General features: G+C 54.8%; 21 protein-coding genes. 2 read left to right on the top strand and 19 right to left on the bottom strand.

What is annotated here, in order from left to right:
• Positions 1-15 precede the first annotated feature (15 nt).
• The gene (locus tag PHA01_RS05105; RefSeq protein ID WP_008122893.1) at positions 16-387 is read right to left on the bottom strand and encodes a response regulator; all 372 of its coding nucleotides are present in this window, start codon (positions 385-387) and stop codon (positions 16-18) included.
• 307 nt (positions 388-694) lie between these two features.
• Between PHA01_RS05105 and PHA01_RS05100 the strand changes: the two genes are divergently transcribed.
• Both PHA01_RS05100 and PHA01_RS05095 read left to right on the top strand, forming a co-directional pair.
• The gene (locus tag PHA01_RS05100; protein ID WP_271893760.1) at positions 695-982 is read left to right on the top strand and encodes a DUF3572 domain-containing protein; all 288 of its coding nucleotides are present in this window, start codon (positions 695-697) and stop codon (positions 980-982) included.
• 83 nt (positions 983-1,065) lie between these two features.
• Positions 1,066-2,397, top strand: coding sequence for a DNA polymerase IV (locus PHA01_RS05095; protein WP_417020900.1), 1,332 nt, complete (start codon positions 1,066-1,068; stop codon positions 2,395-2,397).
• A gap of 104 nt (positions 2,398-2,501) precedes the next feature.
• On the opposite strand, the gene dnaE is transcribed toward PHA01_RS05095, so the two are convergent.
• The 18 genes from dnaE to PHA01_RS05005 form a co-directional block, all read right to left on the bottom strand.
• A complete protein-coding gene (gene dnaE / locus PHA01_RS05090) occupies positions 2,502-5,984 on the bottom strand; it encodes a DNA polymerase III subunit alpha (protein ID WP_271893939.1) in 3,483 nt (1,160 codons plus the stop codon).
• Between the two features lie 394 nt (positions 5,985-6,378).
• Positions 6,379-7,062, bottom strand: a complete 684-nt coding sequence (locus PHA01_RS05085) for an ABC transporter ATP-binding protein (RefSeq protein ID WP_112530908.1) — start codon at positions 7,060-7,062, stop codon at positions 6,379-6,381.
• A gap of 1 nt (position 7,063) precedes the next feature.
• Positions 7,064-8,350 carry a lipoprotein-releasing ABC transporter permease subunit gene (locus tag PHA01_RS05080; RefSeq protein WP_271893756.1) on the bottom strand — a complete coding sequence of 429 codons (1,287 nt, stop codon included), beginning with the start codon at positions 8,348-8,350 and terminating at the stop codon, positions 7,064-7,066.
• A complete protein-coding gene (gene proS, locus PHA01_RS05075) occupies positions 8,347-9,687 on the bottom strand; it encodes a proline--tRNA ligase (RefSeq protein ID WP_271893754.1) in 1,341 nt (446 codons plus the stop codon). The genes PHA01_RS05080 and proS overlap by 4 nt, the downstream gene beginning before the upstream one ends.
• A 580-nt stretch (positions 9,688-10,267) precedes the next feature.
• On the bottom strand, positions 10,268-10,537 hold the full coding sequence (locus tag PHA01_RS05070) for a DUF1467 family protein (RefSeq protein ID WP_112530905.1): 270 nt from the start codon (positions 10,535-10,537) through the stop codon (positions 10,268-10,270).
• 2 nt (positions 10,538-10,539) lie between these two features.
• Positions 10,540-10,944: a methylmalonyl-CoA epimerase gene (gene mce, locus PHA01_RS05065; protein WP_271893752.1), complete on the bottom strand. Its 405-nt coding sequence runs from the start codon at positions 10,942-10,944 to the stop codon at positions 10,540-10,542.
• Between the two features lie 7 nt (positions 10,945-10,951).
• Positions 10,952-12,625 (bottom strand): ribonuclease J, encoded by a 1,674-nt coding sequence (locus PHA01_RS05060; protein WP_271893751.1) that lies wholly within the window; start codon positions 12,623-12,625, stop codon positions 10,952-10,954.
• A 20-nt stretch (positions 12,626-12,645) separates the two neighbouring features.
• On the bottom strand, positions 12,646-13,485 hold the full coding sequence (locus tag PHA01_RS05055) for a biotin--[acetyl-CoA-carboxylase] ligase (RefSeq protein WP_271893750.1): 840 nt from the start codon (positions 13,483-13,485) through the stop codon (positions 12,646-12,648).
• 7 nt (positions 13,486-13,492) lie between these two features.
• On the bottom strand, positions 13,493-14,929 hold the full coding sequence (gene nuoN / locus PHA01_RS05050) for an NADH-quinone oxidoreductase subunit NuoN (RefSeq protein WP_271893749.1): 1,437 nt from the start codon (positions 14,927-14,929) through the stop codon (positions 13,493-13,495).
• Between the two features lie 19 nt (positions 14,930-14,948).
• Positions 14,949-16,454 carry an NADH-quinone oxidoreductase subunit M gene (locus PHA01_RS05045; protein ID WP_271893748.1) on the bottom strand — a complete coding sequence of 502 codons (1,506 nt, stop codon included), beginning with the start codon at positions 16,452-16,454 and terminating at the stop codon, positions 14,949-14,951.
• Positions 16,454-18,445, bottom strand: a complete 1,992-nt coding sequence (gene nuoL / locus PHA01_RS05040) for an NADH-quinone oxidoreductase subunit L (protein WP_271893747.1) — start codon at positions 18,443-18,445, stop codon at positions 16,454-16,456. The genes PHA01_RS05045 and nuoL overlap by 1 nt, the downstream gene beginning before the upstream one ends.
• Positions 18,446-18,452: 7 nt before the next feature.
• A complete protein-coding gene (gene nuoK, locus PHA01_RS05035; RefSeq protein ID WP_112530899.1) occupies positions 18,453-18,761 on the bottom strand; it encodes an NADH-quinone oxidoreductase subunit NuoK in 309 nt (102 codons plus the stop codon).
• Positions 18,761-19,393, bottom strand: a complete 633-nt coding sequence (locus PHA01_RS05030; protein ID WP_112530898.1) for an NADH-quinone oxidoreductase subunit J — start codon at positions 19,391-19,393, stop codon at positions 18,761-18,763. The genes nuoK and PHA01_RS05030 overlap by 1 nt, the downstream gene beginning before the upstream one ends.
• 203 nt (positions 19,394-19,596) lie before the next feature.
• Positions 19,597-20,100, bottom strand: a complete 504-nt coding sequence (nuoI, locus tag PHA01_RS05025) for an NADH-quinone oxidoreductase subunit NuoI (RefSeq protein WP_112530897.1) — start codon at positions 20,098-20,100, stop codon at positions 19,597-19,599.
• Positions 20,097-21,143: an NADH-quinone oxidoreductase subunit NuoH gene (gene nuoH, locus PHA01_RS05020; protein WP_271893746.1), complete on the bottom strand. Its 1,047-nt coding sequence runs from the start codon at positions 21,141-21,143 to the stop codon at positions 20,097-20,099. The genes nuoI and nuoH overlap by 4 nt, the downstream gene beginning before the upstream one ends.
• An 18-nt stretch (positions 21,144-21,161) precedes the next feature.
• The gene (gene nuoG / locus PHA01_RS05015) at positions 21,162-23,243 is read right to left on the bottom strand and encodes an NADH-quinone oxidoreductase subunit NuoG (protein ID WP_271893744.1); all 2,082 of its coding nucleotides are present in this window, start codon (positions 23,241-23,243) and stop codon (positions 21,162-21,164) included.
• On the bottom strand, positions 23,243-23,554 hold the full coding sequence (locus PHA01_RS05010) for a pentapeptide repeat-containing protein (protein ID WP_271893743.1): 312 nt from the start codon (positions 23,552-23,554) through the stop codon (positions 23,243-23,245). Before PHA01_RS05010 ends, nuoG begins: the two co-directional genes overlap by 1 nt.
• Positions 23,554-24,174 carry a helix-hairpin-helix domain-containing protein gene (locus PHA01_RS05005; RefSeq protein WP_271893742.1) on the bottom strand — a complete coding sequence of 207 codons (621 nt, stop codon included), beginning with the start codon at positions 24,172-24,174 and terminating at the stop codon, positions 23,554-23,556. Before PHA01_RS05005 ends, PHA01_RS05010 begins: the two co-directional genes overlap by 1 nt.

Below are 24,174 nucleotides of genomic sequence, written 5' to 3'. Positions count from 1 at the left end.
TAACTCCCCTGACGGTCAAGCGTCGCCAAGATAAGATTTGATGGTTTCGATGAACTTCGGCACCGAGATGGGTTTTGAAATATAAGCCTCACAACCGCCTTGCCGAATACGCTCCTCATCACCCTTCATGGCAAAAGCAGTAACGGCGATGATCGGGATTACATGCAGATCGTCGTCCGCCTTCAGCCATTTCGTGACTTCCAGACCCGACACCTCGGGCAGCTGAATATCCATGAGGATCAGATCAGGCCGATGTTCGCGAGCCAAATCAAGCGCTTCCAGCCCATTGCGGGTCCGGATGGTTTCATAGCCGCTGGCTTCAATAAGATCGCGGAAGAGCTTCATATTAAGCTCATTATCCTCGACGATCATAACTTTCTTTACCATCGGCAATTTCCTGTTGATCATGCTTGAAAGACGCGCGCCGTCCGTGAAGAACTATGGGACAAAGATCCGGTCGCAGCCCCAACTGTATGGATGCATTTGATAGCCTGTGATGATTGATGAAAAGGTAACTCTTCAGCCCAATCCCGAAATGCTGCTGATCATGTTTAACCAAGGATTTATTGAACATCTTCTTTTGATCATATTCAACCGGCTACAGCGAAATTTGGGTACACGAAACAGCGTGTAGGACTGTGAGACGTACTATTCTGGGTTGCAGGACCCGGCAAACCATGAACAGGCGGTGTAAATGAGGAATCAGATCAATCTCGGCGACGCGGAAACCTTGGCCATCAATGCTTTGATATTCCTGGCCGACGACAGTGAGTTGCTTGCCCGGTTCCTTGCTTTGACCGGAATTACCGCCGATCAGATTCGGACGGCGGCCGGCGAACCGGGATTTCTGGCGGGTGTTCTCCAATTCTACCTTGGGCACGAACCGACGCTAATACGCTATTGCGAGGCAACAGGCACAGATCCTGCCCTCTTCCAGGAAGCACTTCGGCTCCTTCCTGGTGGCCGGCAAGATATCGATTGAACGGTTGATAGGCTCGGCTGGTCGTTGCAAGGTAGAGACAGCTTCGCTAAGGTCTGCTCGTTCCTTTTATGTTCCGGACCCCGATGGCAACCCTCAACGATCCGAGATTTGGTTTTTGCCGTGACTGTCTGGCCGCCCAGAAGTCGGAAGGACGCCGCTGTCATCTCTGCGGGAGCCCACGTCTCGTGCGCCATCCGGAGCTTTATCGCCTCAGCATCGCGCATGTGGACTGCGATGCGTTCTACGCTTCGGTGGAAAAGCGCGACAATTCGGAATTGCGAAACAAGCCCGTCATTATTGGGGGCGGAAAACGCGGCGTCGTTTCAACAGCTTGCTACGTCGCCCGCATCCATGGTGTGAAGTCGGCGATGCCGATGTTCAAGGCTCTGGAGGCTTGTCCGCACGCTGTCGTTATCAGTCCCAACATGGAAAAATATGCCCGGGTCGGTCGCGAGATTCGGCAAATGATGCGCGATTTGACTCCTCTGGTCGAGCCGTTGTCGATCGATGAAGCCTTTTTGGATCTGTCGGGGACCGAGCGCCTGCATCACGATCCACCTTCCCGTGTGATGGCGCATTTTTCAAATCGAGTAGAACGAGACATGGGGCTTTCCGTTTCTGTCGGTATTTCCTACTGCAAGTTCCTGGCGAAGATCGCCTCGGACTTCGAGAAGCCACGCGGCTTTTCTATCATCGGAGAACAAGAGGCACCCGCGTTCCTGGCCGACAAACCTGTTACGATGATATGGGGCGTCGGCAAGGCGTTCAATGCAACGCTGGAGCGCGATGGCATTCGCACCATAGGCCAACTTCAGACGATGGAACTTGGCCCCTTGATGGCTGCCTATGGTACTATGGGGCAGCGCCTTTACCATCTATCGCGGGGACTTGATACGCGCCGCGTTGAACCTGACAGCGAGAGCAAAAGTGTATCCGCTGAAACGACCTTCAATGAAGACATCGCATCGCTCGAAGAGCTCACGCCAATATTGCGGTCTTTATCGGAAAAAGTGTCGAGGCGCCTCAAAGCGGCGGACATCGCTGGAAGGACTGTCGTCCTTAAATTGAAGACTCGGGATTTCAAACTCAGAACCCGAAACCGCCAGTTGGCCGATCCGACACAACTGGCCGACCGGATTTTCCGTACCGGCTTTTCGCTGCTTGAAAAAGAAATCGACGGCACGCGATTTCGTCTGCTCGGGATCGGCGTCAGCGACCTTGGCAACGATGATCGCGCTGACCCGCTCGACCTGGTCGATATTCAAGCGACTAAACGTGCGGTTGCCGAAACGGCAATAGACAAGCTCCGCGGGAAATTCGGCAGCAATGCTGTCGAGACCGGATACACGTTCGGCAGGGTCAAATCTCGAGTCGAAGCTCTGCCCGATGATACGGATTCAAACGAAAACCGGTGAATATCGGACAAGACTCTCCGAATCTGGAACAAGAATAGTCAAATCGGGAACAAGAATTTCTACCCGGAATTGCAATTCAGTTGTGACTCGTTGAACTGTACCCCTCAGGCCATCTCGACTTCCACAATTCCCGGTATGGCTTTCATCGCACTGGCGACCTGCGGACCGACACGATAGCGGTTCGGCAGTTCGATCTCCACTTCGGTTGCGCCATTTTCCTTGATCAGGATCAGGCTCACTACCTGGCCATCGTTCTGCGGCGCCAGATAGGGTGTAATGGCACTTAGCGGTTCGCTGGAACGCATATAGAGGCGCAATGCCTTCTGCATGCGGGTTGCCTCATCTTCGAGTGATTGCGCTGTCTGGATGCGCAGGCTGATGCCTTCAGGCCGGTCCTCGGCGCCAACAGTGACCACCACGGAGCGACCGGGTTCAAGCAGATCACGGTACTGAGAGAGGGCTTCAGAAAAGAGTACTGCCTCGAATTGTCCTGAAGAATCAGAGAATTGGATGATTCCCATCTTGTTACCGGTTTTGGTCTTGCGCTCTTGCTTGGCCGTAATTGTCCCGGCAAGACGCCCCGCGTTGGCGCCGCGTTTGACCGCCGCCGAAAACTCCGACCAGGTCTGGACGCGCATCTTTTCAAGCACTGCACGGTACTCGTCGAGTGGATGCGCCGAGAGATAAAAACCCGCCGCCTCGAATTCCCGTCGCAACTTCTCCGCCGAAAGCCAAGGTGCAGCTGCAGGGAGCTGAATGGTTTGGGCGCTTGCGGCCATTCCCCCGAATATATCGGCCTGACCGCTAACGCTGTCTTCCTGCGTGCGTTGTGCATGACCGATAATCCGGTCGAGCCCGGCAATCAGCGCAGGCCGTTCACGCCCGAAACAGTCGAAAGCCCCAGCATTTATAAGGCTTTCGAAGACGCGGCGGTTGACGACACGCGGATCGATCCGCTCGCAGAAATCCTCGAGGCTGCCGTAGGGCGTCGCACCGCGCTTCTCGACAATATGATCGACAGCCGCTTCGCCAACGCCCTTGATGGCCGCGAGCGAATAGAAGATGCGGTTCTCGCCAACCTCGAACAAACGGTAAGACGTATTGACTGATGGCGTGACGACTTCGATGCCAAGCCGCACCGCCTCCCGGCGGAAATCGTTGAGCTTATCCGTGTTAGACATGTCGTATGTCATTGATGCGGCAAGGAATTCCACTGGATAGTGGGCCTTCATATAGGCCGTTTGGAACGACACGATCGCATAGGCCGCGGCATGGGACTTGTTGAATCCGTAATCGGCGAACTTCGCGAGCAGGTCGAAGATGAAATTGGCTTGCGGCTTGGTCACACCACGCTCGACGGCACCGTCGACAAACCGGACCCGCTGCATGTCCATTTCGGCGCGGATCTTCTTGCCCATGGCACGCCGAAGAAGATCGGCTTCGCCGAGCGTATAGCCCGACATTTCCTGCGCGATCTGCATCACCTGTTCCTGATAGATGATGACGCCTTGGGTTTCCTTGACGAGATGATCGATTTTCGGATGAATCGACGCCATCTCCTCATCGCCGTTCTTACGGGCATTGTAGGTCGGGATGTTCTCCATCGGACCCGGCCGATAGAGCGCGACGAGCGCGATGATATCTTCAATCCGGTCGGGCCGCATGCCGATCAGCGCCTTGCGCATGCCGGTGCTTTCCACCTGAAACACGCCGACTGTCTCGCCGCGCGATAGCATCTCGTAGGTGAGCTTGTCGTCGAAGGGCAGATTCGAAAGATCTACTGCGATGCTGCGCCGCTTGAGGAGATTGACGGCTGTCTGCAGAACTGTCAGCGTTTTCAGACCAAGAAAATCGAATTTGACCAGCCCAGCCTCTTCAACCATTTTCATGTTGAACTGCGTAACCGGCATATCCGAACGTGGATCGCGATACATCGGCACAAGTTCCGACAAAGGCCGATCCCCGATCACGATACCCGCCGCGTGAGTCGACGCGTGGCGGTAAAGCCCCTCCAGCTTCAAGGATATGTCGAGCAAGCGCTCGACGACAGGCTCCTTGTCACGCTCCTCGCGCAGTCGCGGTTCGTCTTCGATCGCCTTCGATAAGGTCACTGGATTGGCGGGATTGGCCGGCACCATCTTGGTCAGACGATCAACCTGGCCGTAGGGCATTTCCAGAACGCGGCCCACATCGCGCAATACGGCGCGAGCCTGGAGCGTACCGAAGGTTATGATTTGAGCTACCTGATCACGGCCATATTTACCCTGAACATAACGAATAACCTCATCGCGCCGCTCTTGGCAGAAGTCGATATCAAAGTCGGGCATCGAGACGCGGTCCGGATTAAGAAAGCGTTCGAACAGCAGCGAGAACCGGAGCGGGTCAACGTCGGTGATCGTGAGCGCATAGGCGACGAGCGAACCCGCACCTGATCCACGTCCGGGGCCGACTGGGATATCATGAGCTTTGGCCCATTTGATGAAGTCGGCAACGATCAAAAAGTAACCCGGGTACTTCATCCGAGTGATGATAGATATCTCGTATTCCAGCCGTTCCGAATATTGCTCGGCTGTATGGCCTCCGGCTAGCCCCAAGGTCTGGATGCGCTGCGCAAGGCCCTCCCTTGCCTGGCGCGCCAGTTCATCGGCCTCGGCTCGCAACGCCGCCTCCGGATCGTCGCTCTCGCCCGTAAAGCGCGGCAAAATTGGCGCACGGTTCTTGGGATAATACGAACAGCGCATTGCGATCTCGACAGTGTTCTCAACCGCCTCAGGCAGATCGGTAAATAGTTCCACCATCTCATCTTCGCTCTTGAGGTAGTGGTCCGGCGTCAACCTGCGGCGATCGTCAATCGACAGGAGCGAACCGGAGGCAATCGCCAAAAGTGCATCATGCGCTTCATAATCAGCACTTTTTGAAAAAAACACGTCGTTCGTCGCGACGAGCGGCAGTTCCAGTTCGTACGCAAGTTCAACCTGCGCTGCCTCCAATGCGCGATCATAACCGCGATGACGCTGGAGTTCGACGTAGAGCCGATCACCGAACATCGATTTCAAATAGTTCAACCGCTGCCGTGCACGATCAATCCGATCATCCTTGATCGATTTGGCGATGGGACCTTCGGGACCGCCAGACAAAACGATGATACCGTCCGTACGACCTTTGAGCCATGCCGATGTGATATGCACCGGATCACCCGCTGCCGTTTCGAGGTATGCGCGGCTGACAAGGCGCACGAGATTGGCATAACCTGCCTCCGTGGCAGCAAGGAGCACGAGCGGCGCCAGTCCCAGCGCTTCGCGCCTGTTGGCGGTGCGGCTTTCCTCCGCTTGGTCATGAAAGGCAACATCAAGCTGGCAGCCAATAATGGGCTGCAGACCTGCCTTCGATCCTTTCTGGGCAAATTCGAGCGCCCCAAAAAGATTGTTAGTGTCGGTTATCGCAATCGCCGGCGCTTTGTTGGCAACGGCAAGATCAATAACTTTCGGGACCTGCAGGGCACCTTCAAGTAAGGAATACGCAGAATGGACTCTAAGATGCACGAAGCGCAGCGCCTGTTTGCTCGCGACCCCTAGACTGCTGTTGATCTGTCCATCTGCCAATTATTCTGTCTCCGAAAACCTGAACGGAGAAACTGATTCACCGCGCCGGTATAGTCCGACATGCGCGATGAAGTGTCCACCTGATTTGGGGATTTCGCTTCCTTCAACAGTGGACAGAAATGGGATCGCAGGATTTCCGATCTTAGCGATCCCTGATCTATCAGATTGCGCTCACCCACATTGCAAACGTCGCAATGAACAGGCTGACTGTAACGAATGACATAACATCCTGGAAAAGTTCGCTCATCGGTAAAACCCTTCTTCGTTGTCTGTATGTCTATCTTTTGTTCCTTTTTTGTTCCAAAGTCAAGCAGATCTAATCACCCATTGCCGCTATGGTTTTCGAAATATTAATGGAAGGTAAAATGGGGTTGCGCGATCAGAGGTTGGTGATTTTGCCATCCTTGAGCGTCACACGCCTGTCCATGCGGCGCGCCAGCTCAAAATTATGAGTGGCGATCATGGCTGACAGCCCCGACTGCCTCACAAGTGCTTCAAGTGCTTCGAACACATAGGAAGATGTCACGGGATCGAGATTGCCTGTCGGTTCGTCAGCGAGGAGCACCAAGGGTGCGTTCGCCACAGCACGGGCAATAGCCACGCGCTGCTGCTCGCCGCCGGAGAGTTCGCTGGGACGGTGCGAAGCACGCGCACCAACCTTCATGTAATCGAGTAACTGCTGCGCGCGCTCGGATGCCACCGCTGGCTTCATGCCGCGAATTAGTTGCGGCATCATAACGTTCTCCAATGCGGTGAATTCCGGGAGAAGGTGATGGAACTGATAGACAAAGCCTATGTCGTTTCGCCGTATGGCCGTGCGCTCTTCATCGGAAAGCGAACCACAGGACCTGCCATCGAGAATGACATCGCCGCTGTCTGGCCGCTCCAGCAATCCAGCCGTGTGGAGCAACGTCGACTTGCCGGCCCCGGAAGGCGCGACAAGCGCCACCATCTCACCCTTGCCAAGTGAAAAGCTGGCATCGTTGAGAATGACCAGCTCACGGCCAATCTCATCATAACGGCGGCCGACATTTGTCAGCTGCAAAATTGGCCCTGCCACCATTTTATTCGTACCTCAAGGCTTCAACGGGATCGAGCTTGGCTGCGCGCCATGCTGGAAACAGCGTCGCCAGAAATGACAAGACCAATGCCATGAGGATGACCGAGAAGGTCTCGTTGAAATCCATTTTGGCAGGCAAGGTGCTCAAGAAATAGAGTTCAGGATTGAACAGCGTCGTTCCGGAAATCCAGGAAAAGAATTCTCTGATTCGTTCAACGTTGAGACATACAACGACACCAAGAACCACACCTGCAATCGTTCCGGTCACACCTATCGCAGCACCCGTCATAAGAAAGATGCGCAGGATCGAGTTTCGCGTCGCCCCCATGGTCCGAAGGATGGCAATGTCATGCCCCTTGTCTTTCACCAGCATTATCAATCCGGAGATGATATTGAGAGCCGCGACGAGGACGATCAGCGTCAGAATCATGAACATGACATTGCGCTCAACCTGAAGGGCGGAAAAGAATGTCTGATTGCGCTGACGCCAGTCGGTCAGCAGGATCGATCGTTGTGCCGCATCCTCGATCGGTTTCTTCAATGCATCGATATTGTCCGGGTTATCGGCGAATATCTCGATCGATTGAACCTTGTTTTCCTGGTTGAAATAGAGCTGCGATTCATCGAGCGGCATAAGTACAATCGATGCGTCATACTCCGACATGCCAATCTCGAATATGGCCGTAACCGGATAGGATTTGACACGCGGAGCCATGCCAAGTGGCGTCACATCCCCGTCCGGAGATATCAAGGTAAGTTTATCACCGAGACCGAGACCCATATTTTCAGCCATACGCGTTCCGATAGCTACGCCGCCAGCTGTGTTGAATCCCTGAAACGTACCTTGGCGCACGTTTTTGGAAACAAGCTGAAGTTTCGCAATGTCTTCCTCGCGTAGGCCGCGTACCAGGGCTCCAGCCCCTGCCCCGACATTACCTTTGGCCAACACCTGTCCCTCGACAACCGGAATGGCAAAGGAGACACCGGGGACAGCGTCGACGCGTTTGATGACCGCATCGTAGTCGTCGAAAGGCCGATCCATCGGCTGCATGATAACATGACCGTTGATGCCGAGGATGCGCGTCAAGAGTTCAGCGCGAAAGCCATTCATCACTGCCATCACGATGATCAACGTCGCAACACCAAGCATGATCCCCGTAAAAGAGAACCCGGCAATCACGGAAATGAACGTTTCCTTGCGCCGGGCGCGCAAATAGCGCCAGGCGATCATACGTTCATAGGCTGAGAACGGCTTGGAACCGTTCGGCGCGGTGACTGCCTTTTCGCTCATAAAATCCCTGCCTGAACGCCCGCGAGCTTGTTAAGCGCAGCTTCGATACTCAAGGACTCACGCTCGCCGGTCGCTCGATCCTTGATCTCGACCTCGCCTGCCGCAACGCCGCGCGGGCCGACTATGACCTGTGTGGGTAGACCGATCAGATCCATTGTGGCGAACTTGGCACCCGGGCGATCATCCGTATCGTCGAGCAGGGGCTCAAGGCCAGCATTTGTCAACGCATCGTACAATTTAGCCGAAACGGTGTCGCAGGCTGCGTCGCCAGGTTTCATGTTCACAATGCCCACACCGAAGGGCGCGACGGCTTTCGGCCAGATAATGCCATTCTCGTCATGCGACGCTTCAATGATTGCAGCGACTACACGTGTTGGCCCAATACCGTAGGAGCCCATTGAAACCGGGTAGTCCTTGCCATCTGGTCCGGTTACCCTAGCGCCCATTGGTTCGGAATATTTCGTTCCAAAGTGGAAAATGTGGCCCACTTCGATACCGCGAGCAGCGAGTTGCTGCGAAGCACCGACCTTCGCCCAGGCGGCCTCGTCATGCATTTCGTCGGTGGCAGCATAGGGCGTGGTCCAACGCTTAACGATATCGGCAATCTGCGCGTCATCATTAAAGTCGGTATCGGGACCGGGCACAGGCAGATCGAGATAGGCGCGATCGCAGAATACCTGGCTCTCTCCAGTATCGGCGAGGATAATGAATTCGTGGCTGAGGTCACCACCAATCGGACCCGTATCGGCCCGCATGGGAATGACTTTGATACCCAGTCGCGAAAACGTGCGCAGATAGGCAACGAACATACGATTATATGCCGCTTTCGCACCCTCAAAATCCAGATCGAAGGAATAGGCATCCTTCATCAGGAATTCGCGCGACCGCATGACCCCGAAGCGCGGACGGCGTTCATCGCGAAACTTCCACTGGATATGATAAAGATTCAGCGGCAAGTCTTTGTAAGATCTGACATAGGCGCGGAAAATTTCGGTGATCATTTCTTCGTTGGTCGGACCGAAGAGCATGTCGCGATCACCGCGATCCTTGATGCGCAGCATCTCGTCGCCATAGGCGTCATAACGTCCACTTTCGCGCCAAAGATCAGCGGACTGTATTGTCGGCATGAGGAGCTCAATCGCACCGGAACGATTCTGCTCCTCGCGAATAATGGCGCTCACCTTGTTCAGAATCCGCAGACCCGCCGGCAACCAGGCATAGATGCCCGCCGATTCCTGGCGTATCAGACCTGCACGCAACATCAGGCGGTGGGAGACGATTTCCGCCTCCTTGGGGTTTTCTTTCAGGATGGGTAAAAGGTAACGGGAAAGCCGCATGGAGAATCACCAAATTGAACATCGCCTGAGTGCTTTAAGAATCAGGCAAAACCAAGTGCAAAGTGATGTTTCTTTACCGGCTTCCCGGAGGATTGGGAACCCGTAACGCCAAATGAAACGGGCGGGTATTTATAAGAGATTCACTGCCTTGCTGGATTTGTAAGCAAAAAATGACAAGAACGAATATTTTTCGTGACATTTCGCAGGCAGTCCGCTATTTTTTTAATCATAAGGAGAAAGTAAGAATATTTCTGCTTTCCTACGCGGTCAAAGTCTTGGGAGGATGTGACCTAGGCGCGGTTTTCCGCAGCCGCCACGCAAGTGGATTTGGTCAGACGCGATCTTTAAAATGCAAGGTGAAAGCCTTGCATTTTTTTTGTCTGAATTTGTCGAATCAATACGTTGCCGTATTTTCTTGAAGTAACTTATCACTTGCCTTCTGGCGCTTCAGCTTCCAACACTTTATTGTAATAAAATTGCGGTAGGAACGATGTGAGAGATTACTGGCGCGCGCCGCATCCAATTTCATTAGCAAGCTAATTTGATTTTTTTCGTGGCGGGTAATTCTAACGGACCAAATTTAGTCCAGTTGCGGGAAAAAAACCGGCAGATCGTTTACGCCGTAACCCAGCACCTCATTCACGACATAGAAGATGGCAAATATAATTGTAGCCACAATCGTCGTCAGCAGGAAAACTCGGCCCATGCGGTGCTTGTGCGGTGCGCTCGGTGTTGTTCCCAGCGTCACATCGTCTTCGTCGGCCTGCGTGCGAAGGCCAATTGGCAGCATTGTGAAAAGAGTGAGCCACCAGAATATGAAGTACACCGCCATTGCGGTTGCGATTGGCATTCTTATTCTTGCTCCAGTTCAATCAGCGTTCCGCTAAAATCCTTCGGATGAAGAAAAATAACGGGCTTGCCGTGCGCGCCGGTCTTCGGTTCGCCATCACCAAGAATGCGCGCACCCTGCTTTTTTAACCGATCGCGCGCTGCGTGGATATCGGGCACTTCGTAGCAGATATGGTGCATACCGCCCGACGGATTCTTGGCCAGAAACGCGGCAATGGGCGAGTCCGCACCCAAGGGTTCCAGCAATTCGATCTTGGTATTGCCAACATCGATGAAGACGACGGTGACACCATGTTCCGGCAAAGCTTGTGGCTGTGTCAGTTTTGCACCAAGTGTATCGCGATAGATCACGGACGCTGCCTCCAGGTCAGGCACGGCGATCGCGACATGATTGAGACGTCCCAGCATGGTTTCCTTATGGGCGGGTCACGAAAACCGTAACCACGGGCTTTTTACCCCAGACCTCATTGGCCGCGGCACGAACTGCCCTGCGCACTGCTTCGCGCACCATGGCAATATCCTTGCGTTTTTCGCGCGGAATACTTTGCACCGCGCTCACCGCTGCATCATACAGCAGATCCTCGAGCAGCTCACCTTCGGCGTCATTTTCCGGAAGCCCGATCGGAACGATTTCAGGGTCCTCCATGATGTTGAATTTTTCGTCCAGCAGCATCGAAACCGCAACATGTCCGACATAAGAGAGCTTGCGGCGATCAACGATGCCGACCTCTTCCTCGTCACCAATCAGCTTGCCGTCCTTGTACCACCGGCCAATAGGAGCCTGATCGATGATTTCGGCCCTGCCCGGTGCGAGTCGCAGTACGTCGCCATTGCGTACCTGCGGCACTTCCGGAATTCCCGCCATCGCCGCCAGCGAACCCTGTCCGACCAGATGCGCGGCCTCGCCGTGCACGGGTACGAGGATGCGCGGACGTACCCACTCGTACATGCGCTTCAATTCGTTGCGGCGCGGATGACCGGAGACGTGTACCAGTTGATCGCCGTCGGAAATGATGTGGATTCCCTGCTCGATCAACAGGTTTTTCGTGTCGATAATCGGCTTTTCGTTGCCGGGAATCGGGCGCGAAGAGTAGATCACCGTATCGCCCGCCGATAATGCAACGTTGCGCATTTCGTCGCGCGCAAGCTTGGCAAGCGCCGCGCGCGGCTCGCCCTGGCTGCCAGTCAAGATGATCACCATGTTTTCGCGCGGTATATAGCCGTAGTCGTCCTCGGACAGGAATTCGGGAACGCCATCGAGATAGCCGAGCTCGCTCGCTACATCGATCATACGCTTCATCGATCGGCCAAGAACCAGCGTTTGCCTGCCGGCATCGCGCGCTGCCAAAGCTATCGAGCGAATGCGCCCAACATTCGATGAGAACGTCGTTATCGCAACGCGGCCGCGGGCATTTTCTATGATCTCACGCAAGCTTTCGCCTACTTCGCGCTCGGACGGAGACTCACCATCGCGTAAAGCATTGGTGGAATCGCACATCATCGCGAGCACGCCCTCGTCGCCAAGTGCGCGAAACCGCGCTCCGTTGATGAGCGGTCCGAGCGAAGGCTCCGGATCCATCTTCCAGTCGCCCGTGTGAATGACCGTACCCAGCGGTGTCTTGATCGCCAGCGAAACGGGCTCAGGAATCGAATGGGTAACGGCAATCGCCTCGAACTCGAATGGACCCACGTTAAAAGTCTCACCTGCACGGTAGATCGTTACAGGAATATTCGGCGCACCGGGTTCCGACTGGCGCTTGGCAGCAAGCAGACCCGCCGCGAAGGGCGTTGCATAAACGGGAACGTTCAGTAAGGGCCAAAGGTCGAGCAACGCACCGTAGTGATCCTCGTGGGCATGCGTAATGACAATGCCCCTTAGATTGTGGCGTTCCGCTTGCAAAAAGCGAATATCCGGCAACACCAGATCAGCACCCGGCAGATCCGGGCCGGCAAAGCTCACGCCCATATCGACTACGACCCATTCGCGCTTGTGCGCAGGACCATAGCCATACATAGCCAAGTTCATCCCGATCTCGCCGACACCACCTAGGGGCAGGAAAACAAGTTCTACTTGATCGGAACTAGCCATTTATACTCCTAAACTAAAATCTACTCAGCGCGTGCCGATGCCACCGCACCAAAATGAACGTCGCCAGCGGCAATCTTTACCCGTTCGCCTTCATTGTCGCGAATGACAAAGCGGCAATCTTCATCGATAGTCTCGAATATACCACGCAGCACCGCTCCGTCGACTCGGACGGCGACTTCGCTGCCCACGCCTGCCGCCCGTGCGAGCCAGCGCTTGCGAATCTCCGCCAGCCCCCGGCCTTCGCCCCAGATTCTGCTGTTTTCTTCCCATGCATCGGACAGCGCCAGAAAAAGTGTTTCTGCGTCGCAATTTGCGCCGAGCTTCTTCAGCGACGTAGCTGGATAAGGGACATCGTCAGGGTAGACGACTATATTGACACCAATACCGACAACGATCGCCAAGCGATTGTCTGGCATTTGCGTCGATTCCAGAAGAATGCCCGCAAGCTTCGCACCGTCTGCCAAAAGATCATTTGGCCATTTCAGCTCAACTCGTAAAGCTGATTTACCGCGCCCGGTACGTCCCGCTCCATCGATTCCTACTTTGAATGCCGCCGCGGGACAAACAGCATCCAAGGCATCGGCAAGGGACAGCCCAGCGACGAAGCCAAGTGTCGCGGCGGTTTTCAGCTCGAAGTTTCCGGTCAGGAGCAGCGAAGCGGCAAGATTGCCATGTGAGGTCGCCCAGGCGCGTCCTCGCCTTCCGCGGCCGCTCTCCTGCTGTTTGGAGACGATCCACAGTTTTCCGGGATCGCCCGCCTGCGCACGTTCCAATGCCACGGCGTTGGTCGAGCCGATCGTATCGAATGCCTCCAGCCGAAAGCCGTCTTGCTCTGCCAGAGGCGAAAGTGAGAATCCCATCGGGCTCCTAGAAAAACGTCTTGGCGGCAGCGTTCGCAAACGTGCTGACTGGGCCGCCCACCAGGACGTAGAATAGCACCAGCAGGCCGGATACTCCAAGGACCAGGCGCAACTCGCCTGCCATGGGTACGAACGCCCCGACTGGTTCGTCGAACCACATGATCTTGATGATGCGCAGATAGTAGAACGCACCGACGACCGACGCCACGATACCAATTATAGCCAGCGCATAGAGGTTGGCCTGCATGGCTGCGAGGAAAGTATACCATTTGCCCCAGAACCCAGCGAGCGGGGGAATACCGGCCAACGAGAACATCAGGATCGTAAGAATGGTGGCCATGATTGGATTCGTCCGTGACAGGCCGGCAAGATCGCCGATCAACTCGACATTGCCCTCCTTGCGACGCATGGCAAGAATGAAAGCGAACGTGCCAAGTGTGGTGACCAGATAGATCAGCATATATATCGCGACGCCCCGCACACCGACGAGTGTACCGGCTGAGAGCCCGACAAGTGCGTAGCCCATGTGGCTGATTGAGGAATAGGCCATAAGACGCTTGATATTGCGCTGGCCAATAGCAGCGAATGCACCAAGAACCATAGATGCGATCGCGATAAACACGATGATCTGCTGCCAATCATGGGTGATAGGCTGAAAGGTCTCGACGGCAACACGTGTAAACAACGCCATGGCTGCCATTTTCGGTGCAGTCGCGAAGAAGGCGGTGACCGGTGTAGGTGCGCCCTCATAGACGTCCGGCGTCCACATGTGGAACGGTACCGCCGAAATCTTGAAGGCAAGACCCGCAAAGATGAATACGAGCCCAAACACAACGCCAAGCTGCCGCTCTGAGCTGCTTAGTGCCTGTGCGATAGCTTCAAAACCGGTGTGCCCGGTAAAGCCATAGACCAAAGAAATGCCGTATAGGAGCATGCCCGAAGAGAGGGCCCCGAGAACGAAATATTTGAGGCCAGCTTCCGTCGAGCGCGCGCTATCGCGGTTGATGGCAGCGACGACATAGAGTGCAAGCGACTGCAGTTCCAGGCCAAGATAGAGCGATAGTGTGTCATTGGCCGAAATCATCAGCAGCATGCCGAGCGTCGCCAATAGGGCCAGGATCGGGAACTCGAATTTGTCAAACTTCTCGGCTTTGGCAAAACCGACCGACATGACAAGCGTCACTATAGATCCGACCAGGGTCAAGACCTTCATGAAGCGAGAAAAAGGATCGCTGACGAAAGCGCGCCCGAAGACGTGACCGTCCTGCGGGAACAGAACGACAAGCGCTAGCGCCACAAGCAAGATGGCTACCGTAAGACTGTTGACAAGCGAATAGGCCCGCTCCCCAGAAAACGCCCCGATCATCAGTAGCGCCAGTGCGCCCACCGTTATCAGGAGTTCAGGAGCCATAAGCGTCAGGTTGGCAATCATGTCGGTCTGCATCGGCCTTGGCCTCTTCCTGCTATTTCAACGCCAGTGTGGCAGCTGAGGACAGCGCGTTATTATACTGATTGATCAGAGCGTGTACGGAACTGGCCGTCGCATCGAAGATAGGCATCGGATATACGCCGTAGAAAATTGTCAGGATCACGAGCGGGTAGATCACTGCCTTTTCACGTGGTGACATATCCAGGAGCGACTTCAGGCTTTCCTTGTCCAATGCTCCAAATATGACGCGCCGATAGAGCCAGAGCGCATAAGCAGCCGAGAAGATGACGCCACTCGTTGCAAACAGAGCAACCCAAGTGTTGACGCGGAAAACACCAAGCAATGTCAAAAACTCACCGATGAATCCTGATGTGCCCGGCAGACCAACATTGGCCATCGTGAAGATCATAAACACGACTGCATATTTCGGCATGTTGTTGACAAGACCGCCATAGGCAGCGATTTCGCGCGTATGGGTTCTGTCATAGACGATACCTACACAGAGAAACAGTGCGCTGGATACCAGGCCGTGCGACAGCATCTGGAATATCGCGCCTTGAATGCCCTGCTCGTTAGCTGCGAAGATGCCCATCGTAACGTAGCCCATGTGGGCAACGGATGAATAGGCAATCAGCTTCTTTATATCTTGCTGCGCCAGCGCAACGAGCGATGTGTAAACGATGGCGACCACGGAGAGCGTATAGATCAGCGGTGCAAAATCGGCCGAAGCATTCGGGAACATCGGAAGGGAGAAACGTATGAAACCGTATCCACCAAGCTTCAACAGGATGCCGGCCAGAATGGCGGACGCCGCCGTCGGCGCTTCAACGTGGGCATCCGGCAACCAAGTGTGCACCGGCCACATTGGCATCTTCACAGCAAATGAGGCGAAGAAGGCGAACCACAACCAAGTCTGCATCGACGCCGGAAACTTGTAGGCAAGCAAGGTCGGAATATCCGTCGTACCGGCCTGCCAGTACATCGCCATGATGGCAAGCAGCATCAATACCGAGCCAAGCAAGGTATAGAGGAAGAATTTGAAGCTGGCATAGACGCGCCTCTTGCCACCCCAAACACCGATGATGATAAACATCGGCACGAGAACGGCTTCGAAGAACACGTAGAACAGCACGATATCGAGCGCGCAGAACACACCGATCATCAGAGTTTCGAGAACCAGAAACGCGATCATGTATTCCTTGACGCGGGTCTGGATCGCTTCCCAACTCGCCAAGATGCACAGCGGCATCAGGAAGGTGGTGAGGATGACGAACAGCATCGAAATGCCATCGACGCCCATATGATACGAAATTCCGGAGTCGAGCCAGTCAGCCTTCTCGACAAACTGAAAGCCAGCTTGGCCGTTATCGAAATAGTACCAGATCGGCAATGAGAGCAGGAACGTAATGATCGTCGTCCACAAGGTCACATTGCGGATGTTGCGGCGCGCAGCATCGCTATCGTCCCGGATCATCAGGACAAGTAAGGCACCGACCAATGGCAGGAAGGTAACAGTCGAGAGAATTGGCCAGTCGGTCATCAGAAATTGCTCCCGAGCATCATCCACGTGACGAGTGCGGCGACCCCGATGAGCATCGCGAACGCATAATGATAAAGGTAACCGGACTGCAGGCGAACGACCCGGTTGGTGACGTCAACCACACGCGCGGAAATTCCGTCCGGACCATGCCCGTCGATCAGCCAGCCATCGCCCTGCTTCCACAGGAAGCGGCCGAGAGCCTTTGTCGGACGTACGAACAGGAAGTCGTAGAGCTCATCAAAATACCACTTGTTGAGCAAGAACTGGTAAAGGCCAGGATGCTGTGCGGCGAGCCGTCTCGGTGTCTCGGGTGAGCGAATATAGAAGTACCAGGCAACGATAAACCCTACCGCCATAGCAAGGAAGGGCGACATCGCCACCAGGAACGGCACGTGATGATGCTCTTCGAGGATTTCGTTTTCCGGCCCCGTGAAGATCGCGCCCTTCCAGAATTCGGCATATTCATGGCCGAAGAAATACTCGCGGAATATAACACCGGCGAACAACGCACCAGCCGCCAGAATGAACAGCGGAACCAGCATGACATAAGGCGACTCATGCACATGATGCATCACGTCGTGGCTTGCGCGTGGCTTGCCGTGGAAAGTCATGAAAATCAGGCGCCATGAATAGAAGCTGGTGAAGATCGCCGCTACGACAAGGAGGATAAAGGCGTAACTGGCCATTGGGCTGTGCGACGCGAATGCGGATTCGATAATCATGTCCTTCGAGAAGAACCCTGCCGTACCGATAAGCGTCCCTGGAATGCCCAATCCTGTCAGGGCAACAGTCCCGACGATCATCATCCAGTAGGTTTTGGGGATCAACGTTCGCAGTCCGCCCATATGGCGCATGTCCTGTTCATCCGAAACGGCGTGAATAACGGAACCCGCACCAAGAAACAGCAGCGCTTTAAAGAATGCATGTGTGAACAGGTGGAAAATGCCCGCACCGTAAGCACCGAGGCCCAAGGCAACGAACATGTAGCCGAGCTGCGAACAGGTCGAATAAGCGATCACGCGCTTGATATCGTTCTGCACGAGGCCAACAGTTGCAGCAAAGAACGCTGTGGTTGCGCCGATGAATGTCACGAAAATCAACGCAGTATGCGACAATTCGAAGATTGGCGACAGGCGCGCAACCATAAATACGCCGGCCGTGACCATGGTCGCAGCATGGATGAGCGCAGAAACCGGTGTCGGGCCTTCCATGGCGTCCGGCAACCAGGTGTGCAGGAGGAACTGCGCAGACTTACCCATCGCACCCATAAAGAGCAGCAGGCAGGCAATAGTGATCGCGCCCTGTTTGTCGAGCGCATAGCCAAGAAAGTTCAGGACAGTCTGACCACTCTCAGCAGCACCCTCTGCCGGAAGATACTGCGCAGCGGAAGCAAAAAGAGTGTCGAACTGAACTGTATCGAAAAGCACAAACAGCGAGAATATACCGAGCAGGAAGCCGAAATCGCCGACGCGGTTGACAACGAAGGCTTTGATGGCCGCTGCATTTGCGGAAGGCTTCTTGAACCAAAAGCCGATCAGAAGATAGGAAGCAAGGCCGACACCTTCCCAACCGAAGAACATCTGAACCAGATTATCGCCGGTCACCAGCGTCAACATGGCGAAAGTGAATAGCGAAAGATAGGCGAAGAAGCGCGGCCGATCCGGATCATGGTGCATGTAGCCGATCGAATATGTATGGACCAGCGCCGAGACAGTGTTGACGACAACCAGCATTACCACGGTCAGTGTATCGATACGGAGCGCCCAGTCGAAGCTTAACGAACCCGACTCGACCCAGTGTGCAACTGGAATCTTGAACGCCTCGCCATGACCAAGTGCCACGGTCGCAAACGCAATCCAGGACAGGACCGCGCATACGATCAACAAGCCGGTCGTAACATATTCGCTCGCCTTCGCACCGATCGATGAGCCGAAAAGGCCAGCAATCAAAAAGCCAAGAAGCGGAAGGAAGACAATCGCCAGATACAGCATGCCCCCGTCAACCTTTCATCATGTTGACGTCTTCCACGGCAATCGACCCGCGATTGCGATAGAACACGACGAGAATAGCAAGACCGATCGCTGCTTCTGCAGCGGCAACGGTCAAGACAAACAGTGCAAACACCTGGCCGACCAGATCGCCCAGAGCAGCGGAAAACGCTACGAAATTGAGGTTGACTGCGAGCAGGATCAATTCGACCGACATCAGAATGATGATGACGTTCTTCCTGTTAAGGAAGATGCCGAAGATCCCGAGCGTAAACAGCAGGGCAGAAACAGTCAGATAGTGTGCGATACCGATTTCCATCATGACACCTCTGTCAGGCCCTTGCCTGTTTCAACTTGTTTGACCTCGATGGCCGTTGCCGGCGTACGTGCGACCTGCTCTGAAACGTTCTGTCGCTTGATGTTCGGTTTATGACGAAGCGTCAATACGATCGCGCCAATCATCGCAACCAGAAGGACGAGACCAGCAATCTGGAAGAAGTAAACGTAGTCTGTATAGAGAATGTCGCCGAGCGCCGCCGTATTGGTGCGCGTCGCTACGTCAGGCGTTGGCTGGAATGCCACTGTGCCCAATTTCGGTGCAAAGACCGATCCGCCCAGAACGATAATCAGTTCAGCAGCAAGGATCAGACCGACGAGTGCGCCGATAGGTGCATATTGCAGCGCGCCGCTTTTCAGTTCAGCGAAATCGACATCAAGCATCATGACAACGAAGAGGAACAGAACCGCGACCGCTCCAACATAAACGACCAAAAGGATCATCGCCAGGAACTCGGCGCCGGTCAAAAGGAACAAACCTGCCGCATTGAAAAATGCGAGGATCAAGAACAACACGGAGTGCACAGGATTGCGTGCCGCAATCACCATGAACGCACTGGCGACGGTTATGAAGGCGAAGAGATAAAAAAACGCCGCCGCGATACCTGTCAGCATGGGTTCCCCCGATTTCCATTCCGGCAGGGCTTTCCTGCCATTTCTAACTTCGTCTTACAGCAATTCCGGACGGGAAACCGGTTCCCACTTCCCCGAGATTGCTCTGATGCGATTCACGCGATTTGCGCGCGTTCGCAGCCTCTTAGCCCATGTTCCGGTCCGATAGAAGCTATCGTCCCAAGGACACAAGCGCGCACGCATTTTTACCGGTAAGGCGCGTCCATTGCGATGTTGCGCGCCAGTTCCCGCTCCCAGCGATCGCCGTTAGCGAGCAGCCGGTCCTTGTCATAGTAAAGTTCCTCACGGCTCTCCGTGGCGAACTCGAAGTTCGGTCCCTCGACAATGGCATCAACCGGGCACGCCTCTTGGCAAAAACCGCAATAAATGCATTTCACCATGTCGATGTCATAGCGCACGGTACGGCGGGTACCGTCATTACGGCGCGGGCCTGCTTCGATTGTGATGGCCTGCGCCGGACAGATCGCTTCGCAGAGCTTGCAGGCGATGCAACGTTCTTCCCCGTTGGGATAACGGCGCAACGCATGCTCGCCGCGAAAGCGCGGGCTGAGCGGACCCTTCTCGTATGGATAATTCAAAGTCGCCTTCGGAGCAAAGAACTGCCGCATCGACAGAAAGAACGCCCCGACAAACTCCAGAAGCAGGAGGGATTTGGCAGCTTGTGCCAAGGAACCGGTATTCGAACTCATGGCGTAAGACCCGTGATTTTAAGGAAGGCCGCCGTCGCGATGACCATGAAGAGCGAGATAGGCAGGAACACCTTCCAACCCAGGCGCATCAACTGGTCATAGCGATAGCGCGGAACGAATGCCTTCACCATGGCGAACATGAAGAAGCAGAAGAACAGCTTGAGGAGGAACCAGACTACCCCCGGCACCCAGTTGAGGAACCACACGTCCACTGGAGGCAACCATCCGCCCAGGAACATGATAGTCATCAGCGCGCACATCAATGTAATTGCAACGTATTCGCCAAGGAAGAACAACAGGAAGGCGGTAGACGAATATTCAATCATATGACCGGCGACCAGTTCCGATTCCGCTTCAACGAGATCGAAGGGCGGACGGTTGGTTTCTGCCAGTGCCGAGATGAAGAAGATGATGAACATCGGGAACAGACCGAGCCAGTGCCAATCCAGAAATGAGCTTGGCAGCCCCACAATCGTGCCCAAACCATCCCTCTGTGAATTGACGATATCTGTCAGGTTCAATGAACCGACGCAAAGCAGAACAGTGACGATAACGAAACCGATAGAAACTTCGTAAGACACCATCTGCGCTGCAGAGCGCAAGGCGCCGAGAAAAGGATACTTCGAATTCGAAGCCCAACCGGCCATGATCACGCCGTAAACTTCGAGCGAAGAAATGGCGAGAACATAAAGAATGCCAACGTTGACATTGGCGACCGCCCAGCCCTCGTCCACAGGGATGACCGCCCACGCTGCCATGGCAAGTACCGACGAAACCAGCGGCGCCAGCAGGAAAATCCCCTTGTTGGCCCCGGATGGAATGATCGGCTCCTTGACGACGAACTTTAGAAGATCGGCGAACGACTGCAGCAGACCGAATGGCCCAACAACGTTTGGTCCCCGACGCAGCTGAACTGCTGCCCAGATCTTGCGATCCGCATAGAGCAGGTAGGCTATGATCAGCAGCATCACAACCAGCAACAGAAGTGATTTTCCGAGGATGATCAGCAGCGGCAGGATATAGGTTGCGAAAATTTCTTCCATGTCAGTTTTCTTCTCCGCCTACTCGGCCGCCTGCTTGAAGCCACTCTTGGCAAGCGCGGAACATTCGGCCATGACGGCTGATGCTCGTGCTATCGGATTGGTCAAGTAGAAATCCTTCACCGGCGATACAAAGGCAGTTTTCTCAACGGAACCAGATGCATTTGCCAGCTTCTTGACATCTGCAGGATTGCCGGCCTCGATGTGATCGATCATGGCAAGATGCGGATACTCCGCGTAGAGGACGGAACGCAAGGCTGCCAGCGAGTCGAACGGCAATTTCTTGCCGAGCACATCCGACAACGCCCGCAGGATCGCCCAATCTTCCTTGGCGTTACCCGGAGCAAACCCAGCGCGACTGGTCATCTGCACGCGACCTTCCGTGTTGACGTACGTACCAGACTTCTCGGTATATGCCGCACCGGGCAGGATTACGTCGGCGTTATGTGCGCCCTGATCGCCATGAGTTCCGACATAAACTGTGAAGGCTTTGCTTTTCTTATCCCAGTTCAGTTCGTCGGCGCCGAGAAGGAACAGCACGTCAAGCGCACCCTTCATCTCCGCGACTGTCTTGCCGTTTGTCCCCGGCACAAACCCGATGTCGAGCGCACCAACCCGGCTAGCAGCCGTATGAATGACACCAAAGCCGTTCCATTCGGCGCTGAGCGCGCCGGTGTCGGCGGCAATCTTGGCCGCAAGACCGAGCACGGACGCGCCGTCTGCACGGGATAGAGCGCCCTGCCCTATGATCACCATTGGGTTCTGGGCTTTCTTCAGCACAGACAGGAACTTCAGAGAACCGTTGGCGAGATCTACCAGGGTCTCGGCACCGCTTCCGAGATACTCGTATTTGTAGCGGAGATCTGCTTGCTCTCCGATCACGGCAATTGGCGTTCCAGCGGCCCGCCAATGTTTGCGGATGCGAGCATTGAGCAATGAAGCTTCGAAACGTGGATTGGAGCCGATAATCAGGATCGCGTCAGCAAGTTCGATACCATCGATTGCCGGGTTGAATATATAGGACGCGCGCCCATTGGCAGTATCGAGGATAGAACCATCCTGCCGCGCATCAATATTCTCGGATCCAAGCGATTGCGTCAGCAGCTTTAGAGCGTACATTTCCTCGACGGTTGCCAGATCGCCGGCAATAGCGCCGATCTTGCCGCCCTTCGTCTTGGCGACGGCGACTTTGATAGCCTCAAAGGCTTCCGGCCAACTTGCAGCAACAAGACGGCCGTCCTTGCGGACATAGGGTCGGTCAAGGCGCTGGGTACGCAGACCATCCCAGATGAAACGAGTCTTGTCGGAAATCCATTCCTCGTTTACCTGCTCATTGACGCGCGGCAGGATGCGCATCACTTCACGGCCCCGCGTATCGACCCGGATAGCCGAGCCGACCGCATCCATCACATCGATGGACTCGGTCTTGTTCAATTCCCATGGACGCGCCTGGAAGGCATAGGGCTTCGAGGTCAGTGCTCCAACCGGGCAGAGGTCGATCACATTGCCCTGCAGCTCCGATGTCATTGCATGCTCGAGGTAAGTGGTGATCTCGGCGTCCTCGCCGCGCCCGATCAGACCAAGCTCGGAAATACCCGCGACCTCCGTCGTAAAGCGAACGCAGCGCGTGCAATGAATGCAGCGTGTCATGATCGTCTTGACGAGCGGACCGATGTACTTGTCTTCAACGGCGCGCTTGTTTTCCTTGTAGCGCGATGAATCGACGCCGAAGGCCATTGCCTGATCCTGCAGATCACATTCGCCGCCCTGATCGCAGATCGGGCAATCAAGCGGATGATTGATGAGCAGGAATTCCATCACGCCCTCGCGGGCCTTCTTGACCATGGGTGTATTGGTGAAAATTTCCGGTGTCTCACCATTGGGACCAGGGCGCAGGTCGCGCACGCCCATCGCGCAGGATGCAGCCGGCTTGGGCGGCCCGCCCTTCACTTCAATCAAGCACATGCGGCAATTGCCAGCGATCGACAAGCGCTCATGAAAACAGAACCGAGGCACCTCTGAACCCGCCGTTTCTGCAGCCTGCAGAAGCGTGTAGTGATCCGGTACCTCGATTTCTTTACCGTCGACTTTGATCTTCGCCATTATTCTTCTCCGGCACGGTTGGCCGATTCGTAAGCTTCAAACAGGTCTTTCACAGAAACGCCATCGATGATCATTCCTGCGAGCAAGGCGCTCTCAATCTTCACATTGCTCATGTTAACATTTCTGAACAACACATTGGAAAGATTGACATCCTCAATCTTTGAATTGCTCAAATTCACCTTTTCAATCACGGCAGCGGACAGATTGACGTTGTGAAAACGGGTATTCGACAAATTCACGTCATCAAATTTGGAATTGGCAACGCTTGCGTCGCGCACATCAAGTACGTCACGTGTCGCATGCATCTCCATCACTCACCTGCTCCGTTCGACATCACTAGACCATTTGCCTGTCCCACCCAGTCGTCACGAGAAATTCGCCCGCCAAGTTTGAGCTGATCATCAACCTTGGCTAAGTCATCGACCGTCCATGCGGCTATTTGAGCATAAGTCCGAATACCCATGCCATTCAGAACCTGTTCAAGCTTGGGACCTATGCCGGAAATGCGCTTTAGGTCATCTGCTGCGATCTCTGATGCAGTCGCAACGGCATGAGCCAATGGATTGGTTGCGATCAAGGGGTTCATTTTATTTGCAGGCATTTTTCCAATTGAAACGGGCGCCTTTTCCTTAATTGTCGCAGCTTTCTTGCGGATGATCGTCTTCAGCACATCGATATCAGGCGAAGGTTGCGGCTCGGCTACACGCGAGTGGTTGGTCGCAGAGTTCAACCTTGTATTCATATCGAATGCACTTGCCATTGCACCGGCCCAGAATCCCCATATCTGGCTGGCGACACCAAAGCCAAGCGCAGAAGCCGCTGCCGCTGCTCCAAGCTGTGGTGTCAGCAAATTCGCGGCGGGCAGCACATGCTTTGGCATCAGAGCCGCCCAATCGGCGCTGGAGTTCTTGGTTGTTCCGGTATCTGACAT

Origin of the sequence: Candidatus Phyllobacterium onerii (genome assembly GCF_028331445.1) — a bacterium.
GTDB lineage: Bacteria > Pseudomonadota > Alphaproteobacteria > Rhizobiales > Rhizobiaceae > Phyllobacterium > Phyllobacterium onerii.
This window is presented reverse-complemented; position numbering and strand designations above follow the sequence as displayed.